Here is a 25,607-nt window from a genome sequence, read left to right on the forward strand (position 1 = left end):
CAGGCATACTGACGGGTGGGCGGACGCATTCATAAGCTACGGCAACAACTCTGACTGATTACGGTCTAGGATCAACTCACTCATGAGCGAGAGCTTTGCAGAACTTTTCGAGGAGAGCCTGTCGCAGGCGAATTTCCGACCCGGGTCGATTGTCACGGGTAGAGTTGTGGCGATCGAGGGCGATGACGTTATCGTCAATGCTGGCTTGAAGTCAGAGGCGATCATCCCCCTTGAGCAGTTCGTCGACGACGATGGCAACCTCGAGGTGGGCGTCGGTGACGATATCGAAGTCGCACTGGACGCTGTGGAGGACGGCTTCGGTGAGACCCGGCTCTCGCGAGAGAAAGCCAAGCGCGCGCGCGCCTGGACGCATCTGGAAAAAGCTTACGAGGCGAGTGAGAGCGTAACCGGTCAGATCAGCGGCAAGGTCAAGGGCGGGTTCACGGTCGATCTGGGACACATTCGCGCCTTTCTGCCGGGATCGTTGGTGGATATACGTCCCGTGCGTGACACGACCTACCTCGAAGGCAAGGATCTCGAATTCAAGGTAATCAAGCTCGATCCGCGGCGCAACAACGTCGTGGTATCACGCCGCGCCGTGGTTGAAGAAGAGTACAGCGCCGAACGCGAGGCCTTGTTGGAGAAGCTCCAGGAGGGGCAGGTCCTCAAGGGAATCGTCAAGAATCTTACCGACTACGGCGCGTTCGTCGACCTCGGGGGCATCGATGGTCTGCTGCACATCACCGATATGGCCTGGCGGCGGGTCAAGCACCCCTCTGAGGTCGTCAACGTCGGGGACGAGATCGACGTCAAAGTGCTCAAATTCGATCGCGAGCGCAACCGGGTGTCTCTGGGCCTCAAGCAGCTGGGCGAAGATCCGTGGGAGAACATCGGCCGGCGGTATCCCGAAAGCAGCCGTGTCTTTGGCCGCGTGACCAACATTACTGACTACGGGTCGTTCGTTGAAATCGAAGAGGGCGTCGAGGGGCTCGTGCACGTCTCGGAGATGGACTGGACGAACAAGAACGTCAATCCGGCCAAGGTCGTCGCCATTGGCGATGAAGTGGAGGTCATGGTCCTCGATATCGACGAGGAACGGCGTCGTGTTTCTCTGGGCATGAAGCAATGCCAAGCCAATCCCTGGGACGAGTTCGCCGCCAAACACAACAAGGGCGATCACGTCCGCGGCCAGATCAAATCGATTACGGATTTTGGAATTTTCGTGGGTCTTGACGGCGGTATCGACGGCTTGGTCCATCTCTCGGACCTCTCCTGGCACGTTTCGGGCGAGGAAGCCGTTCGGCAATACAAGAAAGGCGAGGAAGTGGAAACCGTTGTGCTCTCGGTGGATCCGGAACGGGAGCGGATCTCGCTGGGGATCAAGCAACTTGAGCAGGATCCCTTATCCTCGTGGTTAGCCGAGCACCCCAAGGGTAGCGTCGTCAAAGGCAACGTCAAAGAAGTGGATGCCAAAGGGGCGGTCATCGAGCTTGGCGGCGAGGTTATGGGCTATCTACGTGCCGCGGATATTGGCCGCCAACGGGTGGACGACGCGCGCACGGCTCTGGGTGAAGGCGATACCGTAGAAGCAAAGTTCATGGCCGTCGATCGACGCAACCGTATGATCAATCTATCTATCAGGGCGAAGGATCAACAGAGCGAACGTGAGGCCACGGAAGAATACTCGCGGTCTGCGAGCGTTGGTACCACGACCCTCGGGGATCTACTCAAGGAGCAGATGGGTAACCGCTCGCAGGATACCGAAGACGAGTGAGTGACCGCGGTGCGCTTTTGGGTAAAAAGACCAAGAGCTCCGCGCAAATGCGCAGCCGCTCAGGTGGCTTAGGGATTCGCCGCGTGCACGCATCGAGTTTGTTGGTAGACACGATGACCAAGTCGGAATTGATCGAGCTCATTGCTGCCAATCAGCAGCATCTTGCTTACAAGGACGTAGAGCTTGCCGTTAAGACGCTGCTTGAGCATATGAGCGAGGTGCTTTCCTTCGGCGAGCGTATCGAAATTCGCGGATTCGGTAGTTTTTCGCTACACCATCGTCCGCCGCGAATCGGGCGAAATCCGAAAACCGGCGATCCAGTGGTCTTACCGGGAAAGTATGTACCGCATTTCAAACCGGGGAAGCAGATGCGGGAAAGGGTGAATTCCAGTCGTGACAACCCGATCCGGTAGGGCCGCCGCGCTAACTATGCTTGCTTGTGCTCCTCAGGGCGGTTTACGGTTGGGCAGGACTTGATCGGTTCATCGGCAATCACTGAACATTTCGTGCCCCGCCATGCCTGCCGAACCGCGCAGCGGCGCTTTGATTTGCAACGTGGACAAAATTGCAACAAACGGTCTGGTGCCGGTCGAAACAGTCCGCTATGGGCGCCGGGCAGGTGACCGTCTGGTAAGCGGCCTGCTCATACTGGCGGGGGCTATTCGTAAGGCTCATTAGCCGCTCGGTTGTCTCTGGACCTTGGAATGGTTGAGAAAATGCGACGACTTGTCGATTTGGTGGCGATTACCATAATCGCCGTGCTCGGACTCAGCTTTGCGATACTCAACACTGATGTCGTACAGCTGAATTATTACTTCGCTTCGATTCGCGTGCCACTATCGCTGTTGCTTATCATGGTGTTATTTGTTGGCGCCCTTTTGGGTGCGCTATCGACGGTTGGCATACTGTTGCGTCAGCGGGCAGAAATCCGCCGGTTACGCCGACGCAGCAAAGTGGAGCATAAGGCACTCAGCGAACGGAGCAAGCTTCCGATAAGTGAATCATCCTAACGGATGAGAGGGTTTGTGGCTGCTCAGAGACCCCGTGTGTTTTGGCGTGTGTTTTTTGGGGAATGTGCGGCAGGCGGAACTCGCTTGCTATGGTGTTTCGTTGCAGTGTGCGCTGGCCGGCAAAGCACTCCCAGGTGAGCGGTACATTCCACGCGGGGACCGTCGGTACATTTTTTCGGGGTCTCCTTTTCAAGCGTTGTGTATTCATCAAATAAGTTCAAGACAAACCTTCCTGCAGGTCACTTTTCTCAACTGGCCCGGTGCTGGCGCAGACAGCGTTAGATCTATCGTCGTGGGTAACCCTGGTTGCCGCGCCGCGTGCGGCGTTCGGTCGGCGGCGGTTGCGCTCGATCGGTGAATGGGTGTGAAGGGAGCCTCATATTGAAAAGTGACAACCTTCGCGAGAACCCTGAGCCGCAGATTGTCGTTGCGCTTGACTTTCCGTGCGCCGAGCAGGCGCTTCGGCTGGTGGATCAGCTCGATCCAGGACGATGTCGCCTGAAAGTCGGAAAGGAACTCTTTGTGGCAGCGGGTCCTGAGTTGATCAGGCAACTCGTAAATCGCGGTTTCCGGGTTTTTCTCGATTTAAAGTTCCACGATATTCCGAACACCGTTGCTGGCGCCTGCCGCTCGGCGGTCGATCTCGGCGTATGGATGCTCAGCGTGCACATATTGGGCGGCGGCGGCATGCTGGCGGCAGCACGGCGGGCGGTCGACCTCGGCAGTACATCCCCGCTGCTGGTCGGGGTCACTGTACTAACCAGCCATGATGCGAAAGCCCTGCGCGAGATCGGTATCGCAGGCGACCCATCAGCCGCCGTGGAGCGTCTGGCGGGGTTGGCGCAACGGCATGGTCTTGACGGCGTCGTTTGCTCAGCACGAGAGGCGTCCGTATTGCGGGCCCGGCTCGGCAAGCGTTTTCGTTTGGTCGTGCCTGGCATTCGCCCGAGCGGAGCGCCGGGCGACGATCAGCGTCGAGTCGTATCGCCTACTGAGGCTGTTGCGGCGGGTGCAGATTTTCTCGTCGTCGGGCGGCCGATTACCCAGGCTCCGGATCCGCTCTCGGCATTGGACGCATTGGAGGGGGAAATACATGCGGCGTCTGGCGGTTTGAACCATTGATGTAAAAGTGGTACTGTTTCACATTATCCTCCAGGGTGATGGAGGCACATGGGGAACCGAGATCCTCGTGGTCTTGGGCCAAGGAGTAGCAAGGAGAGGAGGCCGAGTGATGAAAACCCTTCGCATCGTTACGCTTTTCTGTGTATTAGCCCTGACGCCTCTGGTGGCATTCGGGGCAAAGATTAATATCAATACAGCAGGCGCGCAGACGTTACAGCAGCTGGATGGAATCGGTCCGGCCAAGGCGCAATCCATTGTTGACTATCGTGAGCACAACGATGGCTTTCAGACGCTCGCGGAATTGACGAAAGTGCGCGGGATAGGCGAGCGCACATTGGACGTCAATCGCGAGCGTATTATTCTGCAGTGAGCGGGCGCTCATGACGTCTGTGAGGAGGCCGCGCCAGTCGCGGCCTTTTTTGTGTCTTCCTAGGCGCGTGCCTGGCTTCCGCGGCAAATCGAGTAAGCGCTCCTAGGGATTGGTGCTAACGCCGAGTTCACCTGGCGAGCGTACCGGCAACCCTCACAAGTATACGGTACACGGGGGGCGATGCGATCCGTCGAAAAAGGCGGCAACTTCGGGATAAAAAGCGCGTTTTGAGCGTCTAACTTAGTAGAAGGAACTGAGTGTCGGGACAAGTGTCCGTCAGGTCGCAAACACATCAGTTGTGATTTTTGCGCAACAATTCGGTTAGGGAGCTTAAAAGAGCTCACTAGTGGATCAAGTGAAACTTTTCCTCCCCAAGAGGAGGAGGCCAGCAATGAAGGCGAAGTTGTTGACACCTTTGATGATTGCCACGTTCTCCGGCGCGCTTGTTATCGGCGGTGCGGTGAGCGCCGGAGGAATGAGAACGGCCGCCACCGCTGACCCGTGGCACGGTTTCAATAAACTGGACGAGAACGGCGATGGGCAGATCAGCCAGCAGGAGGCAAATGCCCATCCAACGTTGGCCGAACACTTCATGCATTTCGACAAAAATAAGAATGGCCATCTCGAGCAGGGCGAATTTGCTCAGTTCCAGACCATGCAGCGTGGTAAGCACAGAACGAGCCGGATGGAGCAGAACACACGTGGCGACCACGGGGATTACCATGAGGCCCAGCATTGGTAATCGCCTTTCGCTATGGGCAGGGGCGCCGATAGGCCCCCTTTTTCTTGTGCGCCGTCACGTATTTGAATAAGACCGCTTCTGAGACGCGCTATTGCGCCCACGACGCTGGTCGGTTGACGAGAGCGTATGCGGCAGCGATCGTTGCCCTCACAGTGAGTGCTCGTCGTCGAAACGCGCAGAGTTCCCAATGATCCGGGTTGCGAAGCACTCCGGTTAGGTTCGCTGACATCGCCCTAGTGAGGGGCTCAGGCAGACGACCCTCGCCCAGTGCGCGGCAAGAGACCACTCGATCGGCGGAAATCCTCGAATCTGGCGATTTACGTTCGCGACAGCGGGTTGCGTCGTTTTCAATGGCCTGAGTTGGATACACCGGCCGCTTTCGAACCGGAGGTTTGTGGCTCACTCCGAGTGCGGCTGCAATGGCCATCGAACCGCGTCCTGCGCGCTCTGTCTAAATGAAAAATTGTGCAAGCGAACGGACGTTTATAATTTCGGTGCACGCGGGTTTCGCGCCTATAGGGAAAACAGTTTCGGGAGAAGGAGAAGATGATCAAAGCAATCCGCAAGGCCGTATTTCCAGTGGCTGGCCTAGGTACCCGATTTCTGCCTGCAACCAAGGCTAATCCTAAGGAGATGTTGCCTATCGTGGATAAACCGCTGGTTCAGTACGCCGCGGAGGAGGCGGTTCGGGCGGGCATAGAGGTTCTGGTGTTCGTGACGGGACGTAATAAGCGCAGCATTCCCGACCATTTCGACAAAGCCTACGAGTTGGAATCCGAGCTGGAGGCAAAAGGAAAGTACGATCAGCTCAATGTGGTGCACGATATCATTCCTCCTCACGTCACACCGATCTATATCCGCCAAACCGAGGCGCTGGGGCTCGGACATGCGGTTCTCTGTGCCGAGCCGGTGGTTGGCGATGAGCCATTTGCCGTGATTTTAGCCGATGACCTTATCGATGATTCCGAAGGACCCGGCTGCCTTTCTCAGATGGTTGAGCAATACGCACTCTCCGGTGCCAGTATTCTTGGCGTACAGCGCGTACCCAAAGAGCACACCGATCGCTACGGTGTCGTTAATGTCGCAGCTTGGTCGGCTCGCATGAGTCGTGTTCAGGGTCTGGTGGAAAAACCTAAGCCACGGGAGGCACCATCAGATCTGGGTGTCGTGGGGCGATATATCCTCAATCCCGGCATATTCCGGAAACTTCGCGAAACATCGCCTGGTGCCGGTGGGGAGATACAGCTGACGGATGCAATCGCGGCGTTGATGAACGAAGAAATGGTGCTTGCCTACGAATTCCGCGGGACGCGCTACGATTGCGGCGACAAGCTTGGTTATCTGCTTGCACAGGTGGAATTCGGCTTGAAGCACCCGGAACTGGGGCAGGAATTTCGCGAGTATCTGCTGAGCCGCGCACTCTAGGGCTCGGCCATGCCCCAGCATCGAGACGCTAATGTCGCCTGAAAGCGACACTACCGCTCATCGATACCAGTCGGTGGTAAGGGATATAATCCACCCCCTAGCTTGTCTTAGTGGTTGAATGCCGTTGAATAACACGATTTGCAATGTTTGGTGAAGCGTTCTTCAACGGCCATTCCAACTTGCTTCGAGTAGCACGGAAGGACCAAATGATTCTACCCGCTGAGAACATCAGCTGAAATCGAGCCATTGGCTAAGCTCTGGACGAAAGCCAACGGGTTAGAGGAAGAGGTAGTATCACTTGCCTGGAAACAGGAGGTAAAGATGAAAGCCACGTGGATGACTGCTCTGATAACAGCCATGTTCTCGGGAGCGCTTGTAGTGGGAGGCGCGGCGAGCGCCGGAGGAATGGGCAGTGGCATGAAAGGCCACGAAACTACGCAAGGCACAAGCGCAACCGGTAGTAGCGGAAGCACGATGGATTTCAGTAAGGTCGATCAGGACGGCGACGGCTACATCAGTCGAGCGGAAGCGGCCGGACACGGACAGCTCGGTGACAATTTCCGGCGTCTGGACAGGAATCGCGATCGTCAGCTCGACAAAGCGGAATTTTCACGCTTCGAGACCATGGAGCAGGAAGGTTCCGGGCAGACCATGGAGCATGAAGAGGACGGCGAGTGGTAAGCTTCAGCCGCTCGGAGAGGGGCGCCTGCGTGCAGGTGCCCCTTACCGTAGGAATACTAATCTAAGCGCGCGGTGCGACCATCGGCTTGGCACCCGCTGAGCAGGAGTGTGGGCGGGTCGACAGAAAAGCTAAACGGTGCAGCCCTGCTGAGTGCACTGAGACCCAGAATATTGCGAGTGCTGCCGGGAAATACCGCGGCCTCGACGTTCGTTAACATACAACCGCCACCGATCATCACTGATGAGATACGGTAGACTGGGACCGTGATTTGATTGCCATCGGCCATCGTGCCGATCAGATGCTTTATATATTCGGCCTGGTCTTGAGCCTTTAGCGAATTCAATGCCGTCTGATTGATTGCCATAGTGGTTTGTCCGCCGGCGGCGAGCCCCAGTCGCGGCAGCGCCACGGAACACCAGCCGATTAGTTTCACGAGGTATCTGATAGGCCCCAATTCACACCCCTTCCTATGCGGAGCTCGCTCCGCGCAAGCAGTACAGTTCGTTTACAGCCGCCGAGGCGCTGGGTTGATGCGGACATACCAATAACACGGATCCACAGGGGCAAATGAGAGCGTGATCACGTACACAAAGTCGATTCCGCCACGGTTATCATTTTTGAAGAAGCGGAACGATGGACTTCGTATCGCTCTTTGGCTGCATCGGAAGGCCCTGTCGTCGCGCGCGTTGCTCGCTCTCAAGCGCGCCGTGCAGTAGCCAATGGGCGCAATGGCGCCTTCTTTTCGCTCGTGGTGCACTGTGGAATGCCGCGTGCGGATTCATTTCGTGCCCCGTTCACCGCCAAACCGGCATCCACGATCCGCCACCCTCGACGAGCGATGACCGTAGCGGCCGCCTCGCTCCGGTTAGCGAACCCATAAAATTCAATCTATAGATAGAGTACCATGCCAGCGGGAAAGTAGGAGCCGTTAGGGAATCACTTTACCGTGACACCGGTGCTGAGCACGGCCGGCGCCTTATGCCGGTGCAAGCCGTGCGTTTAGGTCTATAAAAATAACTCGACCTGTCACGGTTATACTAGCTCCGGCGCCGGGCCGATATACCATCCGAACGGCGGATCCTATGGTTTATTGCCCGAATCGAAGGGGCGCGAATACCTGTTCGTGATTCAAGATAAAGCGGGAGAGGATCGATATGAGTAGTGAAGAAGGGCAACCCAATGACCTTGCCGCCGCTCGACGCGAAGTGGAAGAGGGGCGACAGCGGGTAAAGGAGCTGACCGAGGATCTTGCGGAGGCCATGGCCGTAAATAACAACAAGCAAGCAGGGGCGATTCATCGCGATTGTCAGAAGGCGAAACGCAAGTTGGAGCGTGCCGAAGAGGCGCTGCGGGCATTGGAGGAAGGGCAGAGCAATAACGCGTAGCGCTGATTTTCGCATTCGAGACACTAGCTGAGTAGTGCCGGCAAGGGAATGTGGGCCGTGGGAGGTCTGTCCTTGGCGCTTCGTCTCACGCGAGGGAAAGGGCGATGAGCGAGCCCCGGGATGAATCCGCGCCAGCATGATCGGCTGGCGCGGATTCAGTCGCTCGATGACAACGATCATCGGCGCCGAGCAGCGGCGTGCACTGAGGCGCCCTAGACACGCGGTCTACTCCACCACGCCGCAAGCCACACGTGGCCCGCCGCCACCAAGCTTCTGCGGTTCGTCGGCGTAGTTGTCCGCACCGCCGTGAATGATAAGTGACCGCCCGCGCAGATCGCTTACTTTCAGTCGAGGTGCCAATACGGGATGTTCGGCCGTGCCTTGAGCGTTGACGTAGATCGCCGGGAGATCCCCTAGGTGACCGTTTCGGTTATAGGGCCCAGCATGTTTTTCGCTGCTCCTCGGCGCGTAATGCCCTCCCGCCGCAAGGCCTGGAACCACTGTCCCCGCCTTTTTTGCCACGCCACAGGCAGCGTTTTGGTGCACATGAAAACCATGCAGCCCGGGGCTCAGGCCACTGAGGTCCGGCGTGAAAAGAGTCCCATACTTCGTATCCTCGGCTTTGATGCTCCCGATTTCCTCGCCGGTTCCTGTCTTCTGCAGAAGTCGCATGGTTACAACCTTTTCCTCGGCGCTCGCGTACCCGGAGACGAGTACGGCGAGGAGAGCAATTATTGCTGTTTTTGGCATGCGGAGGCTCCTATTGCCGCTCCGGCAACATTGGCAGATAAAGTGGACACTGCCACCGATCCAAGTTGGCCGCAAGTTCCTGCCTAGCACGAAAAAAACGTCTCGCGTTTCAGGCTGAACCTTGCACATAAGGCAGTTCGATTCAATAGGCTAACTCAGGAATACCGGCAGTCCCAGCGGCAAATTGTCGGACCGTCCGGATGCGGGTGCGCGAGTGGAACATCAACGCCGACAATGCTTCGCTGAATCCCGCACCGGGGTCCACACGCCAAGTGGCGGTAACGCAATAGCGCGCCTATACCAGCAAGTGCTGGGAACAGACCGCGCTCCGGAGTTCCCTGGGAGGCCGCCGTAGCCCGAGAATCTCCAGATGCCACGAGGAATTCATCGCGCGGACCTGAATCCATGTTCAGCTGCTGCAGGCCGGTTTTAGCCCCTTTTTCTTTTGCTCGTTGGTTGTTATTTTGCTGTCAAATTGGCTTTTTTCGTCTAGTTAGCAGCTTACCTCTTAGCCATTTGGAAACTTTGGGTCTGATACCCGTGCTAGGATCCCAAACGGGACTTCGCGACCCGGCAGGAAGGGCCGCACGTGCTTTCGTTACGAGGGTTCCCCGTAACTGTCCTTCAAAGCCGAGTTGTGTCGTGGTGTCGCGTCCTAATCCACCACAGTCGACGCCCCGCAGCTCGTCGAGGATCTCCGTCGCTGATGGACGGTCGCCCGGGTTGATTGACAACATATCCGATATGAGCAAAAGCAGCCTTTTGTTTCTCAGGCGCAACCTACTCAAACCTGGCCGTTTCCCAGCAAGTACGGAAGCAGCTAAGTATTGGTATTTCGATCTGTTGAACGAGGGAAATCGTCCAGAGAGATACTGATAATAAATGATACCCAACGCAAATATATCCGATCTGCAGCTTACCTTGTCTCTTAGCTCATCTCCGCCTTCTTTTATGTAGCGAAATAACTCGGGTGAGTAATAAACGAAATCCCCGACAACTTCCTCCGGGTTTTCACTTATCTCCCCTTCGAAAAAGCTGTCGTCGAAATCGATCAGCTTGGCGACCATATCCCCTTTTTCGGTTTTATTTATGAGTATATTGTTGGGCTTGAGGTCACCGTGTGCAATATGCAGTTTGTGGAGCGTTTTCACGCAGTGCGCTGCTGTCTTGGTGATTGATAGCTTGTTCTCAGACGGCAGTTTTGCGATATCTTCTACCCTAAGTGAGCTGACATCGATCTTGGGGGAAACTTTATAATAGAATGGACCGACGCGAACAAATTCTACCGGGACCGTTAAATTGCCATCTGCATGAACGCGCTTTTTCAGCACGTCCATAAAGCGATTCTGCTGTTGTTCAAAGTGCTCGCATTTTTCCCTGAGTCTGCGCTTTCTAGTTTCGGAGCCCAGCGCTTCTCCTGGAACTGGGTACTTAGGAGAAAGGAACTGCTTTATAAAGTATTCCTTGCCATCCTTCGTGCCAAACGCCCACACGGATCGTCCGCCATTGGCTGTCGTGCCGTCACTGGATAACCGATAGCCGCTTATCACCTGGCCTGCTCTCATCCCGACTCACCTTTATCAAGGTATTGCTCGTATGTTACGCGGTACTGGTTCCATACCTCTTTGGTCTTTTCCTTGGTTGCCGCCTTAACGCGGGCGAGCTCTTCCTCCAGCCGCACTTGTTTCTCATGAAGCGTTTCAAGGGGCTGGACAAATCGCTCAGTCACGTCATTAAAGCGTTTTTTATAGAACGCTTTCAGACTGTTGAAGCTTTCAAAGCCAAGCGGATGAACGACCATGGACACATCGTCACCTGCTGAAGCCTGAAGCCGCTCGGCAAGGTCGTTCACCCACGTTTGCATACTCTCCGACGACATGAGGCTACTCAATACTACGAATTCAAAAGCCATCGGGGTCGGTTGATAATTGAAGGCGCCATCGGTTGCGCAAATCAAGAGTGCCCGATCTTCATTCAATAAGCACTTGTGCTTTAAGCTGTTGGGAATTCTTTCGCTGATGTAGTTCGTGAGAGGAGGATCGGCCCGAATGGCTTCGAAGGCGTCGAAATCACCCTTTGCCTCATCGCGCGTAATCTGTCGCAGACCTTCCTCGCTTAGGACATAGCATCGGGAGTCGCCGGCCCAAAATGCAGTTATTTCTTTTTCCGGAGTCGTGCGATATACCCATCCCGCCAAGGTTGAAGGCAAATTGCGCTGCATCTTGGTCTTTAAGCCACTCGGGGGTTGCTTGTCTGTGACCTTGCGGTTTATTTTCTCGAAAGCGTCGTCGATACTCTTACTAAGGAGCTCAATCTGCCGGCCTACGTTGACGCCGCAGACAGCTCCCTTTAGCCTATATGCTAAACAGTTGCCAACCTTTGCAGGCAGGTAGGGCTCCAACCGCATAGCAGGTTGGTTTTGTTTCATATGAGATGAGTTCGGTTTTTTTGCGTCGCCCGAAAGTGAATCTTCCAGCCACACTCCTTTGAAAAAAGCCAGGACAACCTCTAGTAGCTTCCCCGCCGCTAACCGAGCCCCGGATGCGAGTTCGCCATCGAGACTCAATTGCCGGCTACCCGCCCCGCCTACCCCGTCAGAAACGGCAATGGCACCGAATGAGTAATCGCCTGAGAGTAAAATCAACGGCGGCCCATCCTCACCTTTGCCGTCGATTTTTTCGCTCCATATCGACAGAGTTGATAGAGAGCCGCTTTCTCCATCGCGTCTCGGGCTCATTTCGCGCGGCCGATCCGCACCGCTAGGGGAATCGACAGATGACATAGTGCTTCGCCTCTCGTTTAGAGAAAAGCTGGTTTAGATTCCATCAACTGCTTTCCATCCTGTCTCGGTCTCTTATGGGCCACGAGACAGTTCCCTGTATGCCAAGCGCCAGCGGTTGCATGCAGAATACTTTCAGCCCGCAAAGTCGACAGAAATTCAGATTAGCGATCGCGCGCAGCCATGATGCGAGTCTGAACTATATGCTGTGCGCTAGCATATTCATAATAGAACTATAATCCATCTCTCCTAGGCCATCGCCACCCTTTGAAGGAAAATGGATTACCTCTTCCCAATGGGCAGCAATATCAGACCAAGGATACACATCCGGTGTAAAAAGAATTAGACGGCGTGCGCTTGGATCAATTCCCTTGCCGTCCCATTGATCGGTTAGCTCGTCGATGGATTTAGGCATTTCCGGCGGATAGTTGCTTGGCTGCTCCTCTACGGCGCGTTCGAGTGTATGGGCGCTGGTATCGGTCCAAACAACAACAGTGTGCCGCCTCCTGTCGCCGCCCTTGGTCCAATCAGATTGTAGGGCTAGTGCAAGCGCTTCGAGCCCGCTCTCAGGGTCATCCCCACCACCGGCGGCTTTGACCTCGGAAATGAAGTTGTTGTATTGAGCAATCTGAGCGGGTAATTCGAAAAAGTCGGATACTTTCAGCCAATCGGCACCATCCGCATACACATCGCCAAATGCTACGACGCGAATGCGTAAGTCGTCGATGCGTTTGTTCATTTCTTCCATTCGCGCCGAAAGGTCCTCGTGGAATTTTAAGGCGTTCTCCTTAACTCGTTTGATCAGTGGCACCATGCTGCTCGTCTTGTCGATACAAAAAACCAGATCGACTGCATATTTCAAAGTCGGCTCGGCCGCTTCCTGCTTACTTGGCATATCCACCTCCCGTTGAGAAATTTGCTGGTAATACTTCCGTCGAGTGACTTTTGGTATCCGCTACATGGCTACACTCCCGAAGATAACTTGTCGAGTGAGCAGTGTCATTGGGCGGCGGTGGAATCGAGTGCATGGCGGAAACTTCCTCGGGTTCTCGCTGACGCCGCGCGGCTGCTCTGATCGTCGAATCTCAGTCTACTATGGGCCACCTTGAAAAATCTGTTGCCTGTCGTTCGTTGGTGAAATTCAACTGTTCTCACCCACGCACCGATTGATCGCCATCAAGCCGGCATGAGGTGGATCACGGCCGGGCTGTTTGCCGTGGAGCACCGTAGAGAAGCATCGGCGATCGGGGCGATCCGTTGGCCGAGATCGCGGGCATGCTGCTCAGGTTCCTATGCTCATTGGTAGCCAGGAGGGCGCCCCCCCCACAACGCGTTTATGACTTCGCGTGGCCCCAGCGAGCCTCCCGGACATTCACAACGAGTGCGGAATGATAACTGGTTGTGCTGCAAATAGAAGCCAGTTGCAACTGCTCTCAGAGCTTCACCATCGGCGCTCCGCTCGGCGGTCGGATCCCGCGTGGTTTCGATATTTGCCGAGCAGGGCAGGTCAATCCCAGGATAGGCCGCTAAGGGGCTTCCATCGCGGCTATATGTTTTATCACTGACGAGACGTATCGAAGTAGGCTATACGCCAGTTGCCGTCGCCACCGTGATAACTTCAGTGACCGGCGCTGACTCTGCGTCACGGCGCCTTGGAACGAGGGCGGGTGTTGGTTGAACAACGGACCCAAGCGCGCCTTTTTGTGCGGGCAACCGGCCCGCCGACGCTGGTCTCGAGTCCGGCCAGGGGATTTCCCTGCGCGAAAAAATCGTTACCAGCGTTGGAAGGTGCCCGTGAGCTGGGTCTGGTAGAGATCCTATGCCGGTCGAGGGCAACCTCACGGAGTGCGTCAGGGACGACGGCGGGCGGATAACGGCCGATCTGCCCGAGGGCATCTAACGATCAGGACCACGCTCTAGCTGCCGTCTGTCGATGTCACGGCCTGCCCGGTGCCGAGCATGAGCGAGCCAGTCGTTCCGACAATCGGAAACGGCTCGGGAATGAAAAGCACCAATCCGCGTTCTTGTTGGAAGAACAATACGCTGGCTGCAACAGCTCTCGGGAATTTTCGAATTGAAGTCTGCGCGATCAGCGGGAAGCACCGTCTGCTCGGCCTCACCCTATCGAACGACAGCTCGAAGGAAGGTCACTCAGCGGGATCTCGCACCAAACGGGCGACCTGCCGTGACAAATATGACTGCCTTGAAACGCAAAAAGCCGGTTGAGCGCACTCGAACCGGCATATCTGAGAATTGGCTCCCCGGGACGGACTCGAACCGCCGACCCGGTGATTAACAGTCACCTGCTCTACCGACTGAGCTACCGGGGAGTGATCACTCTGACAAGTACCGTATTCTACCGGGCCGAATGCCGGCGTCAACAAACGTGCACAAGCACGGAATTCACTCTCGGTTTTCTAATCGCCCCCGAAAATCTTCTCCAATCGATCCATGCCTTTCTCCAGGTTCGTCATGCTCGTGGCATAGGAGATTCGAGCGTGCCCGGAAAGTCCGAAGGCTGAACCGGGAACCAGCGCCACGCCGGCGGCGCCGATGAGATGTTCGGCAAGCTCGACGTCATTGCTGACGCCATCGAGATTGCGGATGGCGCCGCGCACACTTGGAAAGCAGTAAAAGGTGCCGTCACCGGCTGCGCAATTCACTCCGGCCATGGAATTAAGCCGCTCGACGACGTAATCGTGGCGCTCTTTGAATGCCTTCAGCATGGGCTCGATGCAGCTTTGGTCCCCCTCGAGCGCCGCGAGCGCGGCCGCTTGAGAGACCGAGCAAGGATTGGATGTGCTCTGTGACTGAAGCTTTTTCATGGCGGCGATGACCGCTCGCGGGCCGGCGGCGTAACCAAGACGCCAGCCCGTCATGGCATACGTTTTGGATACCCCGTTGATGACCACCGTGCGCTCGCTGAGGTCGGGACAAAGCATGACAAGGTTGGCGAACGGCTCCGCGCTCCAGAGAATGTGCTCGTAGATATCGTCGGTGGCGATCAGCACATCAGGGTAGCGTCGCAGCACCTCACCGAGCGCCGCCAGCTCATCGTGGCTGTAGGCGGTTCCACTCGGGTTGGATGGGCTGTTGAGCAGCACCAGCCGCGTCCGGTCGGTAATGGCTTCTTCGAGCTGTTCGGGCCGGACCTTGAAGCGTTGGTCCTGGCCGGCCTCGATTACTTCCGGCACGCCCTCGGCAAGCAGTACCATGTCCGGATACGAGACCCAGTAAGGAGCTGGCACGATGACTTCATCGCCGGGATCGAGAATGGCGGCCATCAGGTTGTAGAGGCACTGCTTCGCTCCGCTTGAGGCGATGATTTGATCGGCTGCGTAGCGCAGCCCGTTTTCGCGCTCGAGCTTGGCTTTAATGGCCTCTTTGAGCTTGGGGGTGCCGTCCACGGCGGTATAACGAGTCTCGCCCCGATTGATCGCCGCAACCGCCGCCGCTCTGATATGCTCAGGCGTGTCGAAGTCGGGCTCGCCCGCGCCCAGCCCGATGATGTCGTGACCCGCCGCGCGCAACTCGGCGGCACGCGCCGTCACGGCGAGCGTCGGCGAGGGCTTGACCCGCTGCACGCGTTTTGCCAGTCGTATGCCCAAGGCCCACCTCCTGAATGGTCAATCTTGCCACGTATACATGATTATGCGTTAACGCTGCAGGTGTCATGTCCAGATCCTTCGAGCTTCACTCCAGCTATCAGCCGGCCGGTGATCAGCCCGGCGCCATCGAGGCGCTTTGCCAGAGCCTCGCCACTGGCAGCCAGCACCAGACCCTACTGGGCGTCACCGGCTCCGGCAAGACATTTACCATGGCGAGCGTGATCGCCCGTCTGCAACGTCCCGCGTTGATCCTGGCTCCGAACAAGACTCTGGCGGCACAGCTCTACGGCGAGTTTCGGGAATTCTTTCCCGCCAACGCCGTGGAGTACTTCGTCTCCTACTACGACTATTATCAGCCCGAAGCCTATGTGCCGGCCTCGGATACCTATATCCAAAAGGACGCCTCGGTCAACGAGCATATCGAGCAAATGCGCCTCTCTGCGACCAAGGCCATCATCGAGCGGCGCGACACCATCATCGTCGCTTCCGTCTCTGCCATCTATGGCCTCGGCGACCCCCAGGCTTATTTGAGCATGGTATTGCATCTGGTCCGCAATGACCGCGTGGACCAACGTTTTATTCTGCGACGCCTGGCCGATATCCAATACAGGCGCAACGACGCGGAGCTTCAGCGTGGCGCCTATCGCGTCCGGGGCGATGTCATCGATATCTTTCCCGCGGAGTCCGAAGAGCAGGCCGTGCGCGTCGAGCTCTTCGATGATGAGATCGAGTCGCTGTCCTACTTTGATCCGCTTACCGGGGAGGTGCTGCGGCGCGTGCCGCGGTTGACGATTTATCCTAAAACGCATTACGTCACGCCGCGAGAGACGCTGCTCAATGCCATCGACCAGATCAAGCAAGAGCTCGAGGAGCGTCTGCGGGAGCTGCGCGATGCGGGCAAGCCTTTGGAAGCCGAGCGTCTCGAGCAGCGCACCCGCTTTGACCTCGAGATGATAACGGAGCTCGGCTACTGTAGCGGCATCGAAAACTACTCGCGCTACCTCTCGGGTCGCGCACCCGGCGAGCCGCCGCCGTGTCTGCTTGATTACCTGCCCAGCGACGCGCTGCTTTTCGTGGACGAATCGCACGTTACCGTTCCGCAGCTCGGCGGGATGTTCCGAGGTGACCGCTCCCGCAAGGAAACCCTGGTTGAATACGGCTTCCGGTTGCCCTCGGCGCTTGACAACCGGCCGCTTCGCTTCGATGAGTTCGAGAAACTGGCGCCCCAGCGAGTTTACGTCTCGGCAACGCCGGGTGCTTACGAGTCGCGCTGCTCCGAGGTGGTGGTCGAGCAGGTCGTGCGGCCGACGGGATTAGTGGATCCGGCGGTTGTGGTTCGGCCCGCTTCCACGCAGGTGGATGAATTGCTCTCGGAGATTCGGGAACGGGGCGACGCCGGGGAGCGGGTGCTGGTGACCACATTGACCAAGCGCATGGCGGAGGATTTGACCGACTATTTGGCCGAGAACGGTATACGGGTTCGCTATCTGCACTCCGATATCGATACCGTCGAACGTGTGGAGATTATCCGCGATCTGCGCCTGGGTAAGTTCGAGGCATTGGTGGGCATCAATCTTTTGCGTGAAGGCTTGGACATCCCAGAGGTCTCGCTGGTCGCGATCCTGGACGCCGACAAGGAGGGTTTTTTGCGCGCCGAGCGCTCGCTTATTCAGACGATTGGCCGGGCAGCACGTCACATTCATGGTACGGCGATCCTTTATGCCGATGTCATCACCGAGTCCATGCAGCGGGCAATTCAGGAGACCGAACGACGTCGGGCGAAACAGCTGGCATTCAATGCCCGGCACGGCATTACGCCGCGCGGCATCGAAAAGGCGATCGCCGACATCATGGAACGAGAGAGCGCCGGCGCGCCGGATTCTCCGCAGCACTTCGCTCGGGTGGCCGAGGCGGCAAGTCCCTACGCAACCCTATCCCCCGCGCAGGCGGTCAAGCGAATTCAGGGGCTCGAGCAGCGTATGTACCAACATGCGCGAAATTTGGAGTTCGAGGAGGCCGCGCGGCTGCGCGACGAGGTTAAACGAATCCAGTGCTTCGCGCTGGGTGAGCCGGAAAAGGCGGGCTCGTAATGACGCTCCGTTCCCCACCATTCGAGCGCCTTGTCACGCCGGGGTGCCTTCGGTATATTGAGCGACCAATATAGGCGCGTAGCTCAGCTGGTTAGAGCACCACCTTGACATGGTGGGGGTCGGTGGTTCGAGTCCACTCGCGCCTACCAGCCGCAACTCGAGGCGCATCGTCGCGGGCGATGATCTTTTTGTTCCGTGCTGCAGCGCCGGAGCAATGCAAGTGGCCCCTCGTATAGGTCACCACTGTGGAGCGAAGATGCCTACCGTCACACTTCCCGACGACAGTCAGCGACACTACGATCAGCCGGTCAGCATCCGTCGGGTGGCCGAGGAGATCGGTCCCGGCTTGGCAAAGGCTGCCGTGGCTGGACGCCTGAACGGCCGCGTACTGGATATCGACCATGTCATTCGCGAGGACGGCGCGCTGTCCATCGTGACGGCAAAGGACAAGGAAGGGCTGGAGATCCTGCGCCATTCCACGGCCCACCTGCTTGCCCAAGCCGTTAAACAGCTGTATCCGAGCGCCCAGGTGACCATCGGTCCGGTGATCGAGGATGGTTTTTACTACGATTTTGCCTACGAACGGGCTTTTTCCGAGGAGGACCTGCGAGCGATCGAGTCACGGATGGAAGAGCTTGCCCGGTCGGATATAGAAGTCCATCGGGAAGTTTGGGACCGTTCGGAGGCGGTGGTGTTTTTCCGAGGCATCGGCGAGGAATACAAAGCTCGAATCATCGAGGAGATCCCGCCGTCCGAGGCAATCACGCTCTATCGCCAAGGCGATTTCGTTGATCTGTGCCGCGGACCGCACGTGCCGCGTACCGGAATGCTCAAGGCGTTCAAGCTGACCAAGGTCGCCGGAGCGTATTGGCGCGGTGATGCCCGCAACGAGATGTTGCAACGCATCTACGGTACCGCATGGCCGGATCGTAAGGCGCTGCAACAGTATCTGCACGAGCTCGAGGAAGCCCAGCGGCGGGATCACCGTCGGCTCGCCAAAATCCAGGATCTCTTCCATCTCCAGGAGGAGGCCCCGGGCATGGTGTTCTGGCACCCGAACGGATGGCGTGTCTATTTGCTGCTGCAGGAGTATTTGCGCGCCAAGCTCGATGCTCACGGCTATCGCGAGGTGCGCACCCCGGAGCTGGTCGATCGCAGTCTGTGGGAGCGCTCGGGGCACTGGGAGAAATTCCGTGCCGACATGTTTACCACGGAGTCCGAGAAGCGGGACTACGCGGTCAAGCCGATGAACTGTCCTTGCCATGTGCAGATCTACAATCAGGGCCTGAAGAGCTACCGGGATCTGCCGTTGCGCTTGGCGGAGTTCGGCAACTGCCATCGCAACGAGGCGTCAGGGACGCTGCATGGACTGATGCGCGTGCGCAACTTCGTTCAGGACGATGCACATATCTTTTGTACCGAGGAGCAGATCCAGAGCGAGGTGGCGGGCTTCCTGGATTTGGCCGACGCGGTGTACCGGGATTTCGGCTTCAACGAAGTCATCGTAGCCCTGGCGACGCGCCCGGAGCAGCGGGTGGGCTCGGATGCACTCTGGGACAAGGCCGAGCGGGCTCTCCATCAAGCGCTGGAGGCAAGGCGCCTGGGCTGGGAGACGAAGCCAGGCGAAGGGGCGTTCTACGGGCCGAAGATCGAGCTGTCGATGAAGGACAGCCTGAACCGGGTTTGGCAATGCGGCACCATGCAAGTGGACTTTTCCATGCCGGAACGCTTGGGTGCCCAATACGTTACCGAGGACGGCGCTCGTCTGGTTCCGGTCATGTTGCATCGCGCGATTTTCGGTTCCTTTGAGCGATTCATCGGCGTGTTGATCGAGCACTATGGCGGTGCCTGGCCGGTTTGGCTCGCGCCGACCCAGGCGGTGGTGCTCAATATTACGGATCGTCAGGCCGACTACGCCAGCGGTGTAGCGAAATGCCTTGTGGAACGCGGTTTTCGCGCCTGCTCAGACTTGAGAAACGAGAAGATCGGCTTTAAAATCCGCGAGCATACCCTGCAAAAGGTTCCCTACCTTTTGGTGGTAGGGGAGCGGGAGCGCAATTCCAGGACCGTCGCTGTGCGGACTCGCGAAGGTGAAGACCTCGGGTCCTTATCGCAGGAAGCCTTCCTAGAACGGCTGAGCGGTGAGGTGGCACAGCGGGGTCGTATTGTTTCGGAGGATTGAAGATCGCTGCGAGAAGGAAACCGGCCGTGCGCCGCGGGGGCGCCGCAGAAAGCAGGCGGGTAAACCGCGAGATACGGGTCCCGAACGTTCGCCTGATCAACGAGGAAGGCGAACAGGTTGGGATCGTGGACATCGAGGATGCGCTCAACTCTGCCGAAGAGGTGAATTTAGATCTTGTAGAACTCGACGGCAATGCCGATCCGCCAGTCTGCCGCATCATGGATTACGGCAAGTGGAAGTTTGAGCAATCCAAGAAACAACAGGCGGCACGTAAGAAGCAGAAGCAAGTTCAGATCAAGGAAGTGAAGTTTCGGCCTGGAACCGACGAAGGCGACTACCAGGTCAAGTTGCGTAATCTCAAGCGGTTTTTGGAAGAGGGCGATAAGGTCAAGGTCACGCTTCGTTTCCGCGGTCGGGAAATGGCGCATCAGGAACTCGGCTTGGAGCTTCTCGAGCGGGTGGAGACAGACCTTATGGAGCACGGCGCGACCGAGCAGCGCCCGAGGATGGAAGGCCGCTTGATGGTCATGATGCTCTCTCCCAAGCGGGGCACGCGTTAAACCAGCCATGACGGAAATGGCCAGGCTTCGGCCTGGCCGCAACATATTGATTTGCGTATTCATTGTCGCGCAGGCGGAGAATGGGATGCCGAAGATCAAAACCAATCGTGGTGCGGCGAAGCGATTCCGCAAGACGGCCAGCGGACGCTTCAAACGTGCACATGCGTACCACAATCACATTTTGACCAAAAAGGACCCGAAGCGTAAACGGGGTCTGCGCGCCAAGGCGTTGATTGCGCCAGTAGATAGCGCCATGGCACGGCGCCTGCTGCCGTACTTGTAACCGGATTTTCGGGAGAACGACGACATGGCGAGAGTCAAGCGCGGAGTCATTGCGCACAGCCGGCACAAAAAGGTCTTGCGCAAGGCGAAGGGATACTACGGGGCACGCCGCAAGACGTACCGGGTGGCCAATCAGGCGGTCATCCGGGCCGGGCAGTATGCCTACCGTGACCGTCGGCAACGCAAGCGGGCCTTCCGCTCACTTTGGATCCAGCGCATCAACGCGGCGGCGCGCCTCCACGGTCTTTCCTATAGTCGCTTGATTGACGGCTTGCACAAGGCCGGTGTCGAGGTCGACCGCAAGGTGCTTGCCGATCTTGCCGTCTTCGACAGTGCAGGGTTTGCCGGACTGGCGGATCGGGCCAAAGCCAGCCTCGGCTGATATGTATGCCGGCGCCGGGGTATCGCGGTGTCGGGATAGGGCGCAAAGGGAAACGGGGCCGTGTCTGGCGCCTTTCCCTTTTTTTATCTTCACCACCGTCGGATGGATATGACCACCCACGCTGAGGATTTCGAGACTCTGCTCCAGGCGGGTATCAAAGCCGTGGTCGCCGCTCGGTCGTTGGCCGAACTCGAGCGCGCGCGGGTGGAATTTCTCGGCAAAAAAGGCGTGGTCACCGCCGAGCTCAAGGCGGTGGGAGAGCTGCCGCCGCAGGAGCGTCGGGCAGCGGGTCAAGCGATCAACCGCATCAAGCGATCCCTGGAACAGGCTTTGGCAGAGCGCCGTGAGGCATTGCAGGAAGCCGAGCTGAGTCAGTTTTTGGACAGCGAACGGGTCGACGTCACGCAGCCCGGTCGTGGCGAGACGGTTGGGGGTCTTCATCCTATCACTCGAACGCTGGAGCGCATCGAGGATCTGTTCGGGAGTATCGGTTTCGCCGTCGCAGAAGGGCCCGAAATCGAGGATGATTACCATAATTTTGCCGCTCTGAACATTCCCGAGCACCATCCCGCCCGTGCCATGCACGATACGTTTTATTTTGATGCGCACCGTTTGCTGCGCACCCATACCTCGCCGGTGCAAGTGCGGATCATGGAGACGCAGGGCGCGCCGGTCCGCGTGATTGCCCCTGGGCGCGTGTACCGCTGCGATTCGGATCTGACGCACACGCCGATGTTCCACCAGGTGGAGGGTCTTCTGGTGGATTGTGGAGTGAGCTTCGGTGAGCTCAAAGGGGTGTTGGACGAGTTCGTGAAAAGCTTCTTCGAGCAGGATTTGGCCGTTCGCTTCCGTCCATCTTATTTCCCATTCACCGAGCCTTCCGCCGAGGTGGATGTGCAGTGCATGTTCTGTCGCGGCAATGGTTGCCGGGTGTGCAGTGCGACGGGATGGATAGAAATATTGGGCTGCGGGATGGTGCATCCGGCGGTGTTCGAGTGCTCCGGCATCGATCCCGAACACTACACCGGCTATGCCTTTGGGATGGGCGTGGAACGGCTGGCGATGCTGCGCTACGGGGTCAACGATTTGCGAATCTTTTTCGACAATGATTTGCGCTTTTTGCGCCAGTTCCGCTGAGCGGCGCGGCGTCCCCATGCCAGATCAGGATTAGTCCATGCGGATCAGTGAACAGTGGTTGCGTGAGTGGGTGGCATTTGACGCTTCCACCGCGGAGCTCAGCCATCGGCTGACCATGGCGGGTCTGGAAGTCGCGAGCGTGCAGCGGGCGGCTCCCGGCTTCAGCCGTGTCGTCGTCGGGGAGATCGTGCATTGCGCACCCCATCCCAATGCGGATCGGCTCAAGGTTTGTGAAGTGCGCGCCGGCGAGCACGGGCAGCTTCCGGTCGTGTGCGGGGCGCCGAATGCGCGGTTGGGCTTGAGGGCACCCTTTGCCCTTGTGGGGGCTGAATTGCCGGGCGGGCAGCGTATTCGCGCGACGCAACTGCGGGGCGAGGCATCGAAGGGCATGCTCTGCTCGGCGAAAGAGCTTGGCCTTGCAGATGAGTCTGCAGGACTGCTGGAGCTCCCGGCGGACGCGCCGAGCGGAATGGATTTGCGCCAGTACCTGGATCTCGACGACTGCCTGATCGAGGTGGATCTCACACCCAACCGGGGGGATTGTCTCGCGCTGGCGGGGATGGCGCGCGAGGTCGCCGGGCTATTGTGCAAGCCTTTGACAGGGCCCCCGATCGAGCCCGTAGCGGCCATGATCGACGACGCGCATCCGGTGTCCTTGGAGGCCGCCGCAGACTGCCCGCGCTATCTTGGCCGGGTCGTGCGCGGCATAGATGCCAGCGCGCCGACGCCACTCTGGCTTCGAGAGCGGTTGCGGCGGGCGGGCATAAGACCGCACTCGGCGGCGGTCGACGTCACCAACTATGTAATGATCGAGCTCGGCCAGCCGCTTCACGCCTTCGACCTGACGACGCTGCAAGGAGAGATACGGATTCGTCGTGCCCACGCGGGGGAGCAGCTGACGCTCCTCAATGGGGACGAGGTGGTGCTCGACGAGGAGACGCTGGTCATTGCCGATTCGCACCAAGCGGTGGCGATGGCGGGTATTATGGGCGGGGTACCCACCGCGGTTACCGCGCAAACGCGCGATGTATTCCTCGAGGCGGCCTTCTTCTCACCTCACGCGATCGCCGGCCGGGCACGGCGCTATGGTCTGCACACCGAGTCCTCGCACCGCTTCGAGCGCGGTGTCGATCCGAGTCTCCCGCGCACCGCAATGGAGCGGGCAACGCGGTTATTGATGGAAATCGCCGGAGGTCAGCCCGGACCGGTAGTCGAAGCGGTCGAGCCGGCGCATCTTCCGGCTCAGGTGGAGCTCTCGTTGCGCCCTCAGCGGGTAACGCGGCTGCTCGGAAGCGAGATCCCGCACGAGGCAATGCGCAATATCCTGGGACGCCTGGGGATGGCCGTCGCGGAGACGAGCCCGGAGGCCTGGTCGGTTCGCATACCGGGTTATCGTTTTGATATCTCACGGGAGGTGGATCTGATCGAGGAGGTCGCCCGCGTGTGGGGATACGACGAGCTGCCGGCGCGGCGAGCGCCCGCCCAGCTTGCTATGCTCGCTTGCCCGGAGCGCAGGGTGCCGTTGCGCCGCTTGCGGCAGACGCTGATCGACCGCGGCTATCAGGAGGCAATCACCTACAGCTTCGTGGCGCGTGAACTGGAGCAGGTACTGAACCCAGAGGCCTCACCGATCGCATTGGCCAACCCCATCTCCGCCGATCTCGGCGTTATGCGCACCAGTCTCTGGCCCGGCCTGATTCGGGCGCTGCTGCATAATCAAAAACGCCAACATGAGCGCATTCGTCTCTTCGAGGCCGGATTGTGTTTCGCCGGTCACATCGACGCGCTCAGCCAGAAACCGAGCTTTGCGGGCGTGGTCTGCGGCCCTGCCTGGCCGGAGCAGTGGGCGGCGCCGCGTCGGAGCGTGGACTTCTTCGACGTCAAAGGCGATGTCGAGGCGTTGGTGGCCTCGACAGGCGAGCCGGAGGCGTTTCGTTTCGTTCCTGAGGCGCATCGGGCGCTGCATCCGGGCCAAACTGCGCGTATCTACCGTGGGGAGCGCGCCGTTGGTTGGATCGGAGCACTGCATCCGCGTGCGCAGCGCACGCTCGAGCTCAGCACCCCGGCCTATGTCTTCGAGCTGGCTTTGCAAGAGACCGAGCGCGCCATACTGCCTTCCTTCCACGACTTGTCGCGTTATCCTTCCATCCGCCGGGACCTGGCGATCGTCATCGATGAGAACGTCCCGGCGCAGGAGGTGCGGGATTGTGTCCGTGCAGCCGCGGGGGAGGCGTTACGCGAGCTGGTGATTTTCGACGTTTACCGTGGCCAAGGCGTATCTTCCGGGCGTAAGAGCTTAGCCATTGGCTTGATTTTACAGGATTCTTCGCGCACCCTAACGGACAGCGATGTGGAGGAATCCATCAACCGCGTGGTCGGCCGGCTGAGGCAACAGTTCAATGCAGAACTGAGGGAGTAGCGAGAGGCAATGGCACTAACCAAGGCCGACATCGCCGAGCGACTGTTTGAGGAGCTCGGTCTGAATAAACGCGAGGCAAAAGAGTTGGTTGAGAGCTTTTTCGAGGAAATTCGTTGTGCACTCGAGCAAGGGACCCCCGTCAAGCTCTCGGGTTTTGGCAACTTCGATCTCAGGGACAAAAACGAACGCCCGGGGCGTAATCCAAAGACCGGTGAGGAAATCCCCATCTGCGCTCGGCGCGTGGTGACGTTCCGCCCGGGCCAGAAGCTCAAAGCGCGGGTAGAGGCGTATGCTGGAAACGTCAAACAATGACGAGCTACCGGCCATTCCGGCCAAGCGCTATTTCGCCATCGGCGAGGTCAGCGACCTGTGTTCTGTCAAACCGCACGTTTTGCGCTATTGGGAACAGGAGTTTCCACAGCTCAAGCCCGTGAAGCGTCGCGGCAACCGGCGCTACTATCAGCGCCAGGATGTCATCCTCATCCGCCAGATCCGCTCCTTGCTCTACCAGCAGGGATATACGATCGGCGGGGCCCGCCAGCAGCTCTCCGGTGAGGGAGCGAAAGAGGATGTCAGTCAAAGCCAGCAGGTGATTCGCCAGATTCGCTCGGAATTGGAGGACATACTCGCGCTCCTCAAGCGATGAGAATCGCCTTCCTTTGTGGCCGTTGCTCGAACTGGTGTATGCTCTAATACATCTTTCCGGGGTGTAGCGCAGTCTGGTAGCGCACCTGCATGGGGTGCAGGTGGTCGGAGGTTCGAATCCTTTCATCTTGATTAAACAAGCAACGGCCCGGGTTGACTGCGCCCGGGCCGATTACGTTGGGCGTATGGCGTGCGAGCATCGCGCCGCGTTTCTGATCACCTTCCCCCGCCCTGAGGCGAGGGCTCCGTTCGCGGCATGGAAC

At 58.3% G+C, this 25,607-nt stretch carries 25 protein-coding genes and 3 tRNA genes; 21 read left to right on the forward strand and 7 right to left on the reverse strand.

What is annotated here, in order from left to right:
* The first annotated feature begins 82 nt into the window (after window positions 1-82).
* The 8 genes from rpsA to AC52Q4_RS08535 all read left to right on the forward strand — a co-directional run bounded on the left by rpsA (window position 83) and on the right by AC52Q4_RS08535 (window position 7,124).
* On the forward strand, window positions 83-1,774 hold the full coding sequence (gene rpsA, locus AC52Q4_RS08500) for a 30S ribosomal protein S1 (RefSeq protein WP_495536358.1): 1,692 nt from the start codon (window positions 83-85) through the stop codon (window positions 1,772-1,774).
* Window positions 1,775-1,821: 47 nt separating this feature from the next.
* Window positions 1,822-2,187, forward strand: a complete 366-nt coding sequence (locus tag AC52Q4_RS08505; RefSeq protein WP_495536386.1) for an integration host factor subunit beta — start codon at window positions 1,822-1,824, stop codon at window positions 2,185-2,187.
* 291 nt (window positions 2,188-2,478) lie between these two features.
* Window positions 2,479-2,784 carry a LapA family protein gene (locus AC52Q4_RS08510; RefSeq protein WP_495536359.1) on the forward strand — a complete coding sequence of 102 codons (306 nt, stop codon included), beginning with the start codon at window positions 2,479-2,481 and terminating at the stop codon, window positions 2,782-2,784.
* A gap of 381 nt (window positions 2,785-3,165) precedes the next feature.
* Complete coding sequence (gene pyrF, locus AC52Q4_RS08515) at window positions 3,166-3,906, forward strand: orotidine-5'-phosphate decarboxylase (RefSeq protein WP_495536360.1); 741 nt, start codon at window positions 3,166-3,168, stop codon at window positions 3,904-3,906.
* Window positions 3,907-4,015: 109 nt separating this feature from the next.
* On the forward strand, window positions 4,016-4,276 hold the full coding sequence (locus AC52Q4_RS08520; RefSeq protein WP_495536361.1) for a ComEA family DNA-binding protein: 261 nt from the start codon (window positions 4,016-4,018) through the stop codon (window positions 4,274-4,276).
* Window positions 4,277-4,667: 391 nt separating this feature from the next.
* Window positions 4,668-5,018, forward strand: coding sequence for an EF-hand domain-containing protein (locus tag AC52Q4_RS08525; RefSeq protein WP_495536362.1), 351 nt, complete (start codon window positions 4,668-4,670; stop codon window positions 5,016-5,018).
* A 546-nt stretch (window positions 5,019-5,564) separates the two neighbouring features.
* On the forward strand, window positions 5,565-6,443 hold the full coding sequence (gene galU / locus AC52Q4_RS08530) for a UTP--glucose-1-phosphate uridylyltransferase GalU (protein WP_495536363.1): 879 nt from the start codon (window positions 5,565-5,567) through the stop codon (window positions 6,441-6,443).
* A gap of 321 nt (window positions 6,444-6,764) precedes the next feature.
* Window positions 6,765-7,124: a hypothetical protein gene (locus AC52Q4_RS08535; RefSeq protein WP_495536364.1), complete on the forward strand. Its 360-nt coding sequence runs from the start codon at window positions 6,765-6,767 to the stop codon at window positions 7,122-7,124.
* Window positions 7,125-7,180: 56 nt separating this feature from the next.
* Here AC52Q4_RS08535 and AC52Q4_RS08540 read toward each other — a convergent pair whose 3' ends face one another.
* Window positions 7,181-7,558: a hypothetical protein gene (locus AC52Q4_RS08540; protein ID WP_495536365.1), complete on the reverse strand. Its 378-nt coding sequence runs from the start codon at window positions 7,556-7,558 to the stop codon at window positions 7,181-7,183.
* A 721-nt stretch (window positions 7,559-8,279) separates the two neighbouring features.
* Here AC52Q4_RS08540 and AC52Q4_RS08545 point away from each other — a divergent pair.
* Window positions 8,280-8,510, forward strand: coding sequence for a hypothetical protein (locus tag AC52Q4_RS08545; RefSeq protein ID WP_495536366.1), 231 nt, complete (start codon window positions 8,280-8,282; stop codon window positions 8,508-8,510).
* A 225-nt stretch (window positions 8,511-8,735) separates the two neighbouring features.
* Here AC52Q4_RS08545 and sodC read toward each other — a convergent pair whose 3' ends face one another.
* From sodC to AC52Q4_RS08565, 4 genes are all read right to left on the reverse strand, one after another.
* A complete protein-coding gene (gene sodC / locus AC52Q4_RS08550; RefSeq protein WP_495536367.1) occupies window positions 8,736-9,260 on the reverse strand; it encodes a superoxide dismutase [Cu-Zn] SodC in 525 nt (174 codons plus the stop codon).
* 470 nt (window positions 9,261-9,730) lie between these two features.
* Entirely contained in the window at window positions 9,731-10,825 is a 1,095-nt protein-coding gene (locus AC52Q4_RS08555; protein WP_495536368.1) for a protein kinase domain-containing protein, read from the reverse strand.
* Window positions 10,822-12,042: a hypothetical protein gene (locus AC52Q4_RS08560; protein ID WP_495536369.1), complete on the reverse strand. Its 1,221-nt coding sequence runs from the start codon at window positions 12,040-12,042 to the stop codon at window positions 10,822-10,824. The genes AC52Q4_RS08555 and AC52Q4_RS08560 overlap by 4 nt, the downstream gene beginning before the upstream one ends.
* A gap of 196 nt (window positions 12,043-12,238) precedes the next feature.
* On the reverse strand, window positions 12,239-12,934 hold the full coding sequence (locus tag AC52Q4_RS08565; protein WP_495536370.1) for a vWA domain-containing protein: 696 nt from the start codon (window positions 12,932-12,934) through the stop codon (window positions 12,239-12,241).
* A gap of 1,106 nt (window positions 12,935-14,040) precedes the next feature.
* Here AC52Q4_RS08565 and AC52Q4_RS08570 point away from each other — a divergent pair.
* Complete coding sequence (locus AC52Q4_RS08570) at window positions 14,041-14,265, forward strand: hypothetical protein (RefSeq protein ID WP_495536371.1); 225 nt, start codon at window positions 14,041-14,043, stop codon at window positions 14,263-14,265.
* Between the two features lie 28 nt (window positions 14,266-14,293).
* Here AC52Q4_RS08570 and AC52Q4_RS08575 read toward each other — a convergent pair.
* Together AC52Q4_RS08575 and AC52Q4_RS08580 are read right to left on the reverse strand one after the other, a co-directional pair.
* Window positions 14,294-14,369, reverse strand: a tRNA-Asn gene (locus tag AC52Q4_RS08575).
* An 87-nt stretch (window positions 14,370-14,456) separates the two neighbouring features.
* A complete protein-coding gene (locus AC52Q4_RS08580; protein WP_495536372.1) occupies window positions 14,457-15,647 on the reverse strand; it encodes a pyridoxal phosphate-dependent aminotransferase in 1,191 nt (396 codons plus the stop codon).
* Window positions 15,648-15,712: 65 nt separating this feature from the next.
* Between AC52Q4_RS08580 and uvrB the strand changes: the two genes are divergently transcribed.
* From uvrB to AC52Q4_RS08635, 11 genes are all read left to right on the forward strand, one after another.
* Entirely contained in the window at window positions 15,713-17,737 is a 2,025-nt protein-coding gene (uvrB, locus tag AC52Q4_RS08585) for an excinuclease ABC subunit UvrB (protein WP_495536373.1), read from the forward strand.
* 72 nt (window positions 17,738-17,809) lie between these two features.
* A tRNA-Val gene (locus AC52Q4_RS08590) sits at window positions 17,810-17,886 on the forward strand.
* 107 nt (window positions 17,887-17,993) lie between these two features.
* Window positions 17,994-19,919: a threonine--tRNA ligase gene (gene thrS, locus AC52Q4_RS08595; RefSeq protein WP_495536374.1), complete on the forward strand. Its 1,926-nt coding sequence runs from the start codon at window positions 17,994-17,996 to the stop codon at window positions 19,917-19,919.
* A 26-nt stretch (window positions 19,920-19,945) separates the two neighbouring features.
* Entirely contained in the window at window positions 19,946-20,479 is a 534-nt protein-coding gene (gene infC / locus AC52Q4_RS08600) for a translation initiation factor IF-3 (RefSeq protein ID WP_495536375.1), read from the forward strand.
* An 85-nt stretch (window positions 20,480-20,564) separates the two neighbouring features.
* Window positions 20,565-20,762: a 50S ribosomal protein L35 gene (gene rpmI, locus AC52Q4_RS08605; RefSeq protein ID WP_495536376.1), complete on the forward strand. Its 198-nt coding sequence runs from the start codon at window positions 20,565-20,567 to the stop codon at window positions 20,760-20,762.
* Window positions 20,763-20,786: 24 nt separating this feature from the next.
* Window positions 20,787-21,143, forward strand: coding sequence for a 50S ribosomal protein L20 (gene rplT, locus AC52Q4_RS08610; protein WP_495536377.1), 357 nt, complete (start codon window positions 20,787-20,789; stop codon window positions 21,141-21,143).
* A gap of 108 nt (window positions 21,144-21,251) precedes the next feature.
* Entirely contained in the window at window positions 21,252-22,280 is a 1,029-nt protein-coding gene (gene pheS / locus AC52Q4_RS08615; protein WP_495536378.1) for a phenylalanine--tRNA ligase subunit alpha, read from the forward strand.
* Between the two features lie 37 nt (window positions 22,281-22,317).
* Entirely contained in the window at window positions 22,318-24,699 is a 2,382-nt protein-coding gene (gene pheT, locus AC52Q4_RS08620) for a phenylalanine--tRNA ligase subunit beta (protein WP_495536379.1), read from the forward strand.
* 9 nt (window positions 24,700-24,708) lie between these two features.
* Window positions 24,709-25,011 carry an integration host factor subunit alpha gene (ihfA, locus tag AC52Q4_RS08625; RefSeq protein ID WP_495536380.1) on the forward strand — a complete coding sequence of 101 codons (303 nt, stop codon included), beginning with the start codon at window positions 24,709-24,711 and terminating at the stop codon, window positions 25,009-25,011.
* The gene (locus tag AC52Q4_RS08630) at window positions 24,989-25,345 is read left to right on the forward strand and encodes a MerR family transcriptional regulator (protein WP_495536381.1); all 357 of its coding nucleotides are present in this window, start codon (window positions 24,989-24,991) and stop codon (window positions 25,343-25,345) included. Before ihfA ends, AC52Q4_RS08630 begins: the two co-directional genes overlap by 23 nt.
* A gap of 57 nt (window positions 25,346-25,402) precedes the next feature.
* Window positions 25,403-25,476 (forward strand) — tRNA-Pro (locus AC52Q4_RS08635).
* Window positions 25,477-25,607: the final 131 nt, after the last annotated feature.

Source organism: Nitrococcus sp., assembly GCF_059432795.1.

Excerpts from the sequence above, each read along its gene's own strand:
- rpsA (WP_495536358.1), top strand. The coding sequence starts at position 83 with ATGAGCGAGAGCTTTGCAGAACTTTTCGAGGAGAGCCTGTCGCAGGCG.
- AC52Q4_RS08505 (WP_495536386.1), top strand. The coding sequence starts at position 1,822 with ATGCGCAGCCGCTCAGGTGGCTTAGGGATTCGCCGCGTGCACGCATCG.
- AC52Q4_RS08510 (WP_495536359.1), top strand. The coding sequence starts at position 2,479 with ATGGTTGAGAAAATGCGACGACTTGTCGATTTGGTGGCGATTACCATA.
- AC52Q4_RS08520 (WP_495536361.1), top strand. The coding sequence starts at position 4,016 with ATGAAAACCCTTCGCATCGTTACGCTTTTCTGTGTATTAGCCCTGACG.
- AC52Q4_RS08525 (WP_495536362.1), top strand. The coding sequence starts at position 4,668 with ATGAAGGCGAAGTTGTTGACACCTTTGATGATTGCCACGTTCTCCGGC.
- galU (WP_495536363.1), top strand. The coding sequence starts at position 5,565 with ATGATCAAAGCAATCCGCAAGGCCGTATTTCCAGTGGCTGGCCTAGGT.
- AC52Q4_RS08535 (WP_495536364.1), top strand. The coding sequence starts at position 6,765 with ATGAAAGCCACGTGGATGACTGCTCTGATAACAGCCATGTTCTCGGGA.
- AC52Q4_RS08545 (WP_495536366.1), top strand. The coding sequence starts at position 8,280 with ATGAGTAGTGAAGAAGGGCAACCCAATGACCTTGCCGCCGCTCGACGC.
- sodC (WP_495536367.1), bottom strand. The coding sequence starts at position 9,260 with ATGCCAAAAACAGCAATAATTGCTCTCCTCGCCGTACTCGTCTCCGGG.
- AC52Q4_RS08555 (WP_495536368.1), bottom strand. The coding sequence starts at position 10,825 with ATGAGAGCAGGCCAGGTGATAAGCGGCTATCGGTTATCCAGTGACGGC.
- AC52Q4_RS08560 (WP_495536369.1), bottom strand. The coding sequence starts at position 12,042 with ATGTCATCTGTCGATTCCCCTAGCGGTGCGGATCGGCCGCGCGAAATG.
- AC52Q4_RS08565 (WP_495536370.1), bottom strand. The coding sequence starts at position 12,934 with ATGCCAAGTAAGCAGGAAGCGGCCGAGCCGACTTTGAAATATGCAGTC.
- AC52Q4_RS08570 (WP_495536371.1), top strand. The coding sequence starts at position 14,041 with ATGAAAAGCACCAATCCGCGTTCTTGTTGGAAGAACAATACGCTGGCT.
- uvrB (WP_495536373.1), top strand. The coding sequence starts at position 15,713 with ATGTCCAGATCCTTCGAGCTTCACTCCAGCTATCAGCCGGCCGGTGAT.
- thrS (WP_495536374.1), top strand. The coding sequence starts at position 17,994 with ATGCCTACCGTCACACTTCCCGACGACAGTCAGCGACACTACGATCAG.
- rpmI (WP_495536376.1), top strand. The coding sequence starts at position 20,565 with ATGCCGAAGATCAAAACCAATCGTGGTGCGGCGAAGCGATTCCGCAAG.
- rplT (WP_495536377.1), top strand. The coding sequence starts at position 20,787 with ATGGCGAGAGTCAAGCGCGGAGTCATTGCGCACAGCCGGCACAAAAAG.
- pheS (WP_495536378.1), top strand. The coding sequence starts at position 21,252 with ATGACCACCCACGCTGAGGATTTCGAGACTCTGCTCCAGGCGGGTATC.
- pheT (WP_495536379.1), top strand. The coding sequence starts at position 22,318 with ATGCGGATCAGTGAACAGTGGTTGCGTGAGTGGGTGGCATTTGACGCT.
- ihfA (WP_495536380.1), top strand. The coding sequence starts at position 24,709 with ATGGCACTAACCAAGGCCGACATCGCCGAGCGACTGTTTGAGGAGCTC.
- AC52Q4_RS08630 (WP_495536381.1), top strand. The coding sequence starts at position 24,989 with ATGCTGGAAACGTCAAACAATGACGAGCTACCGGCCATTCCGGCCAAG.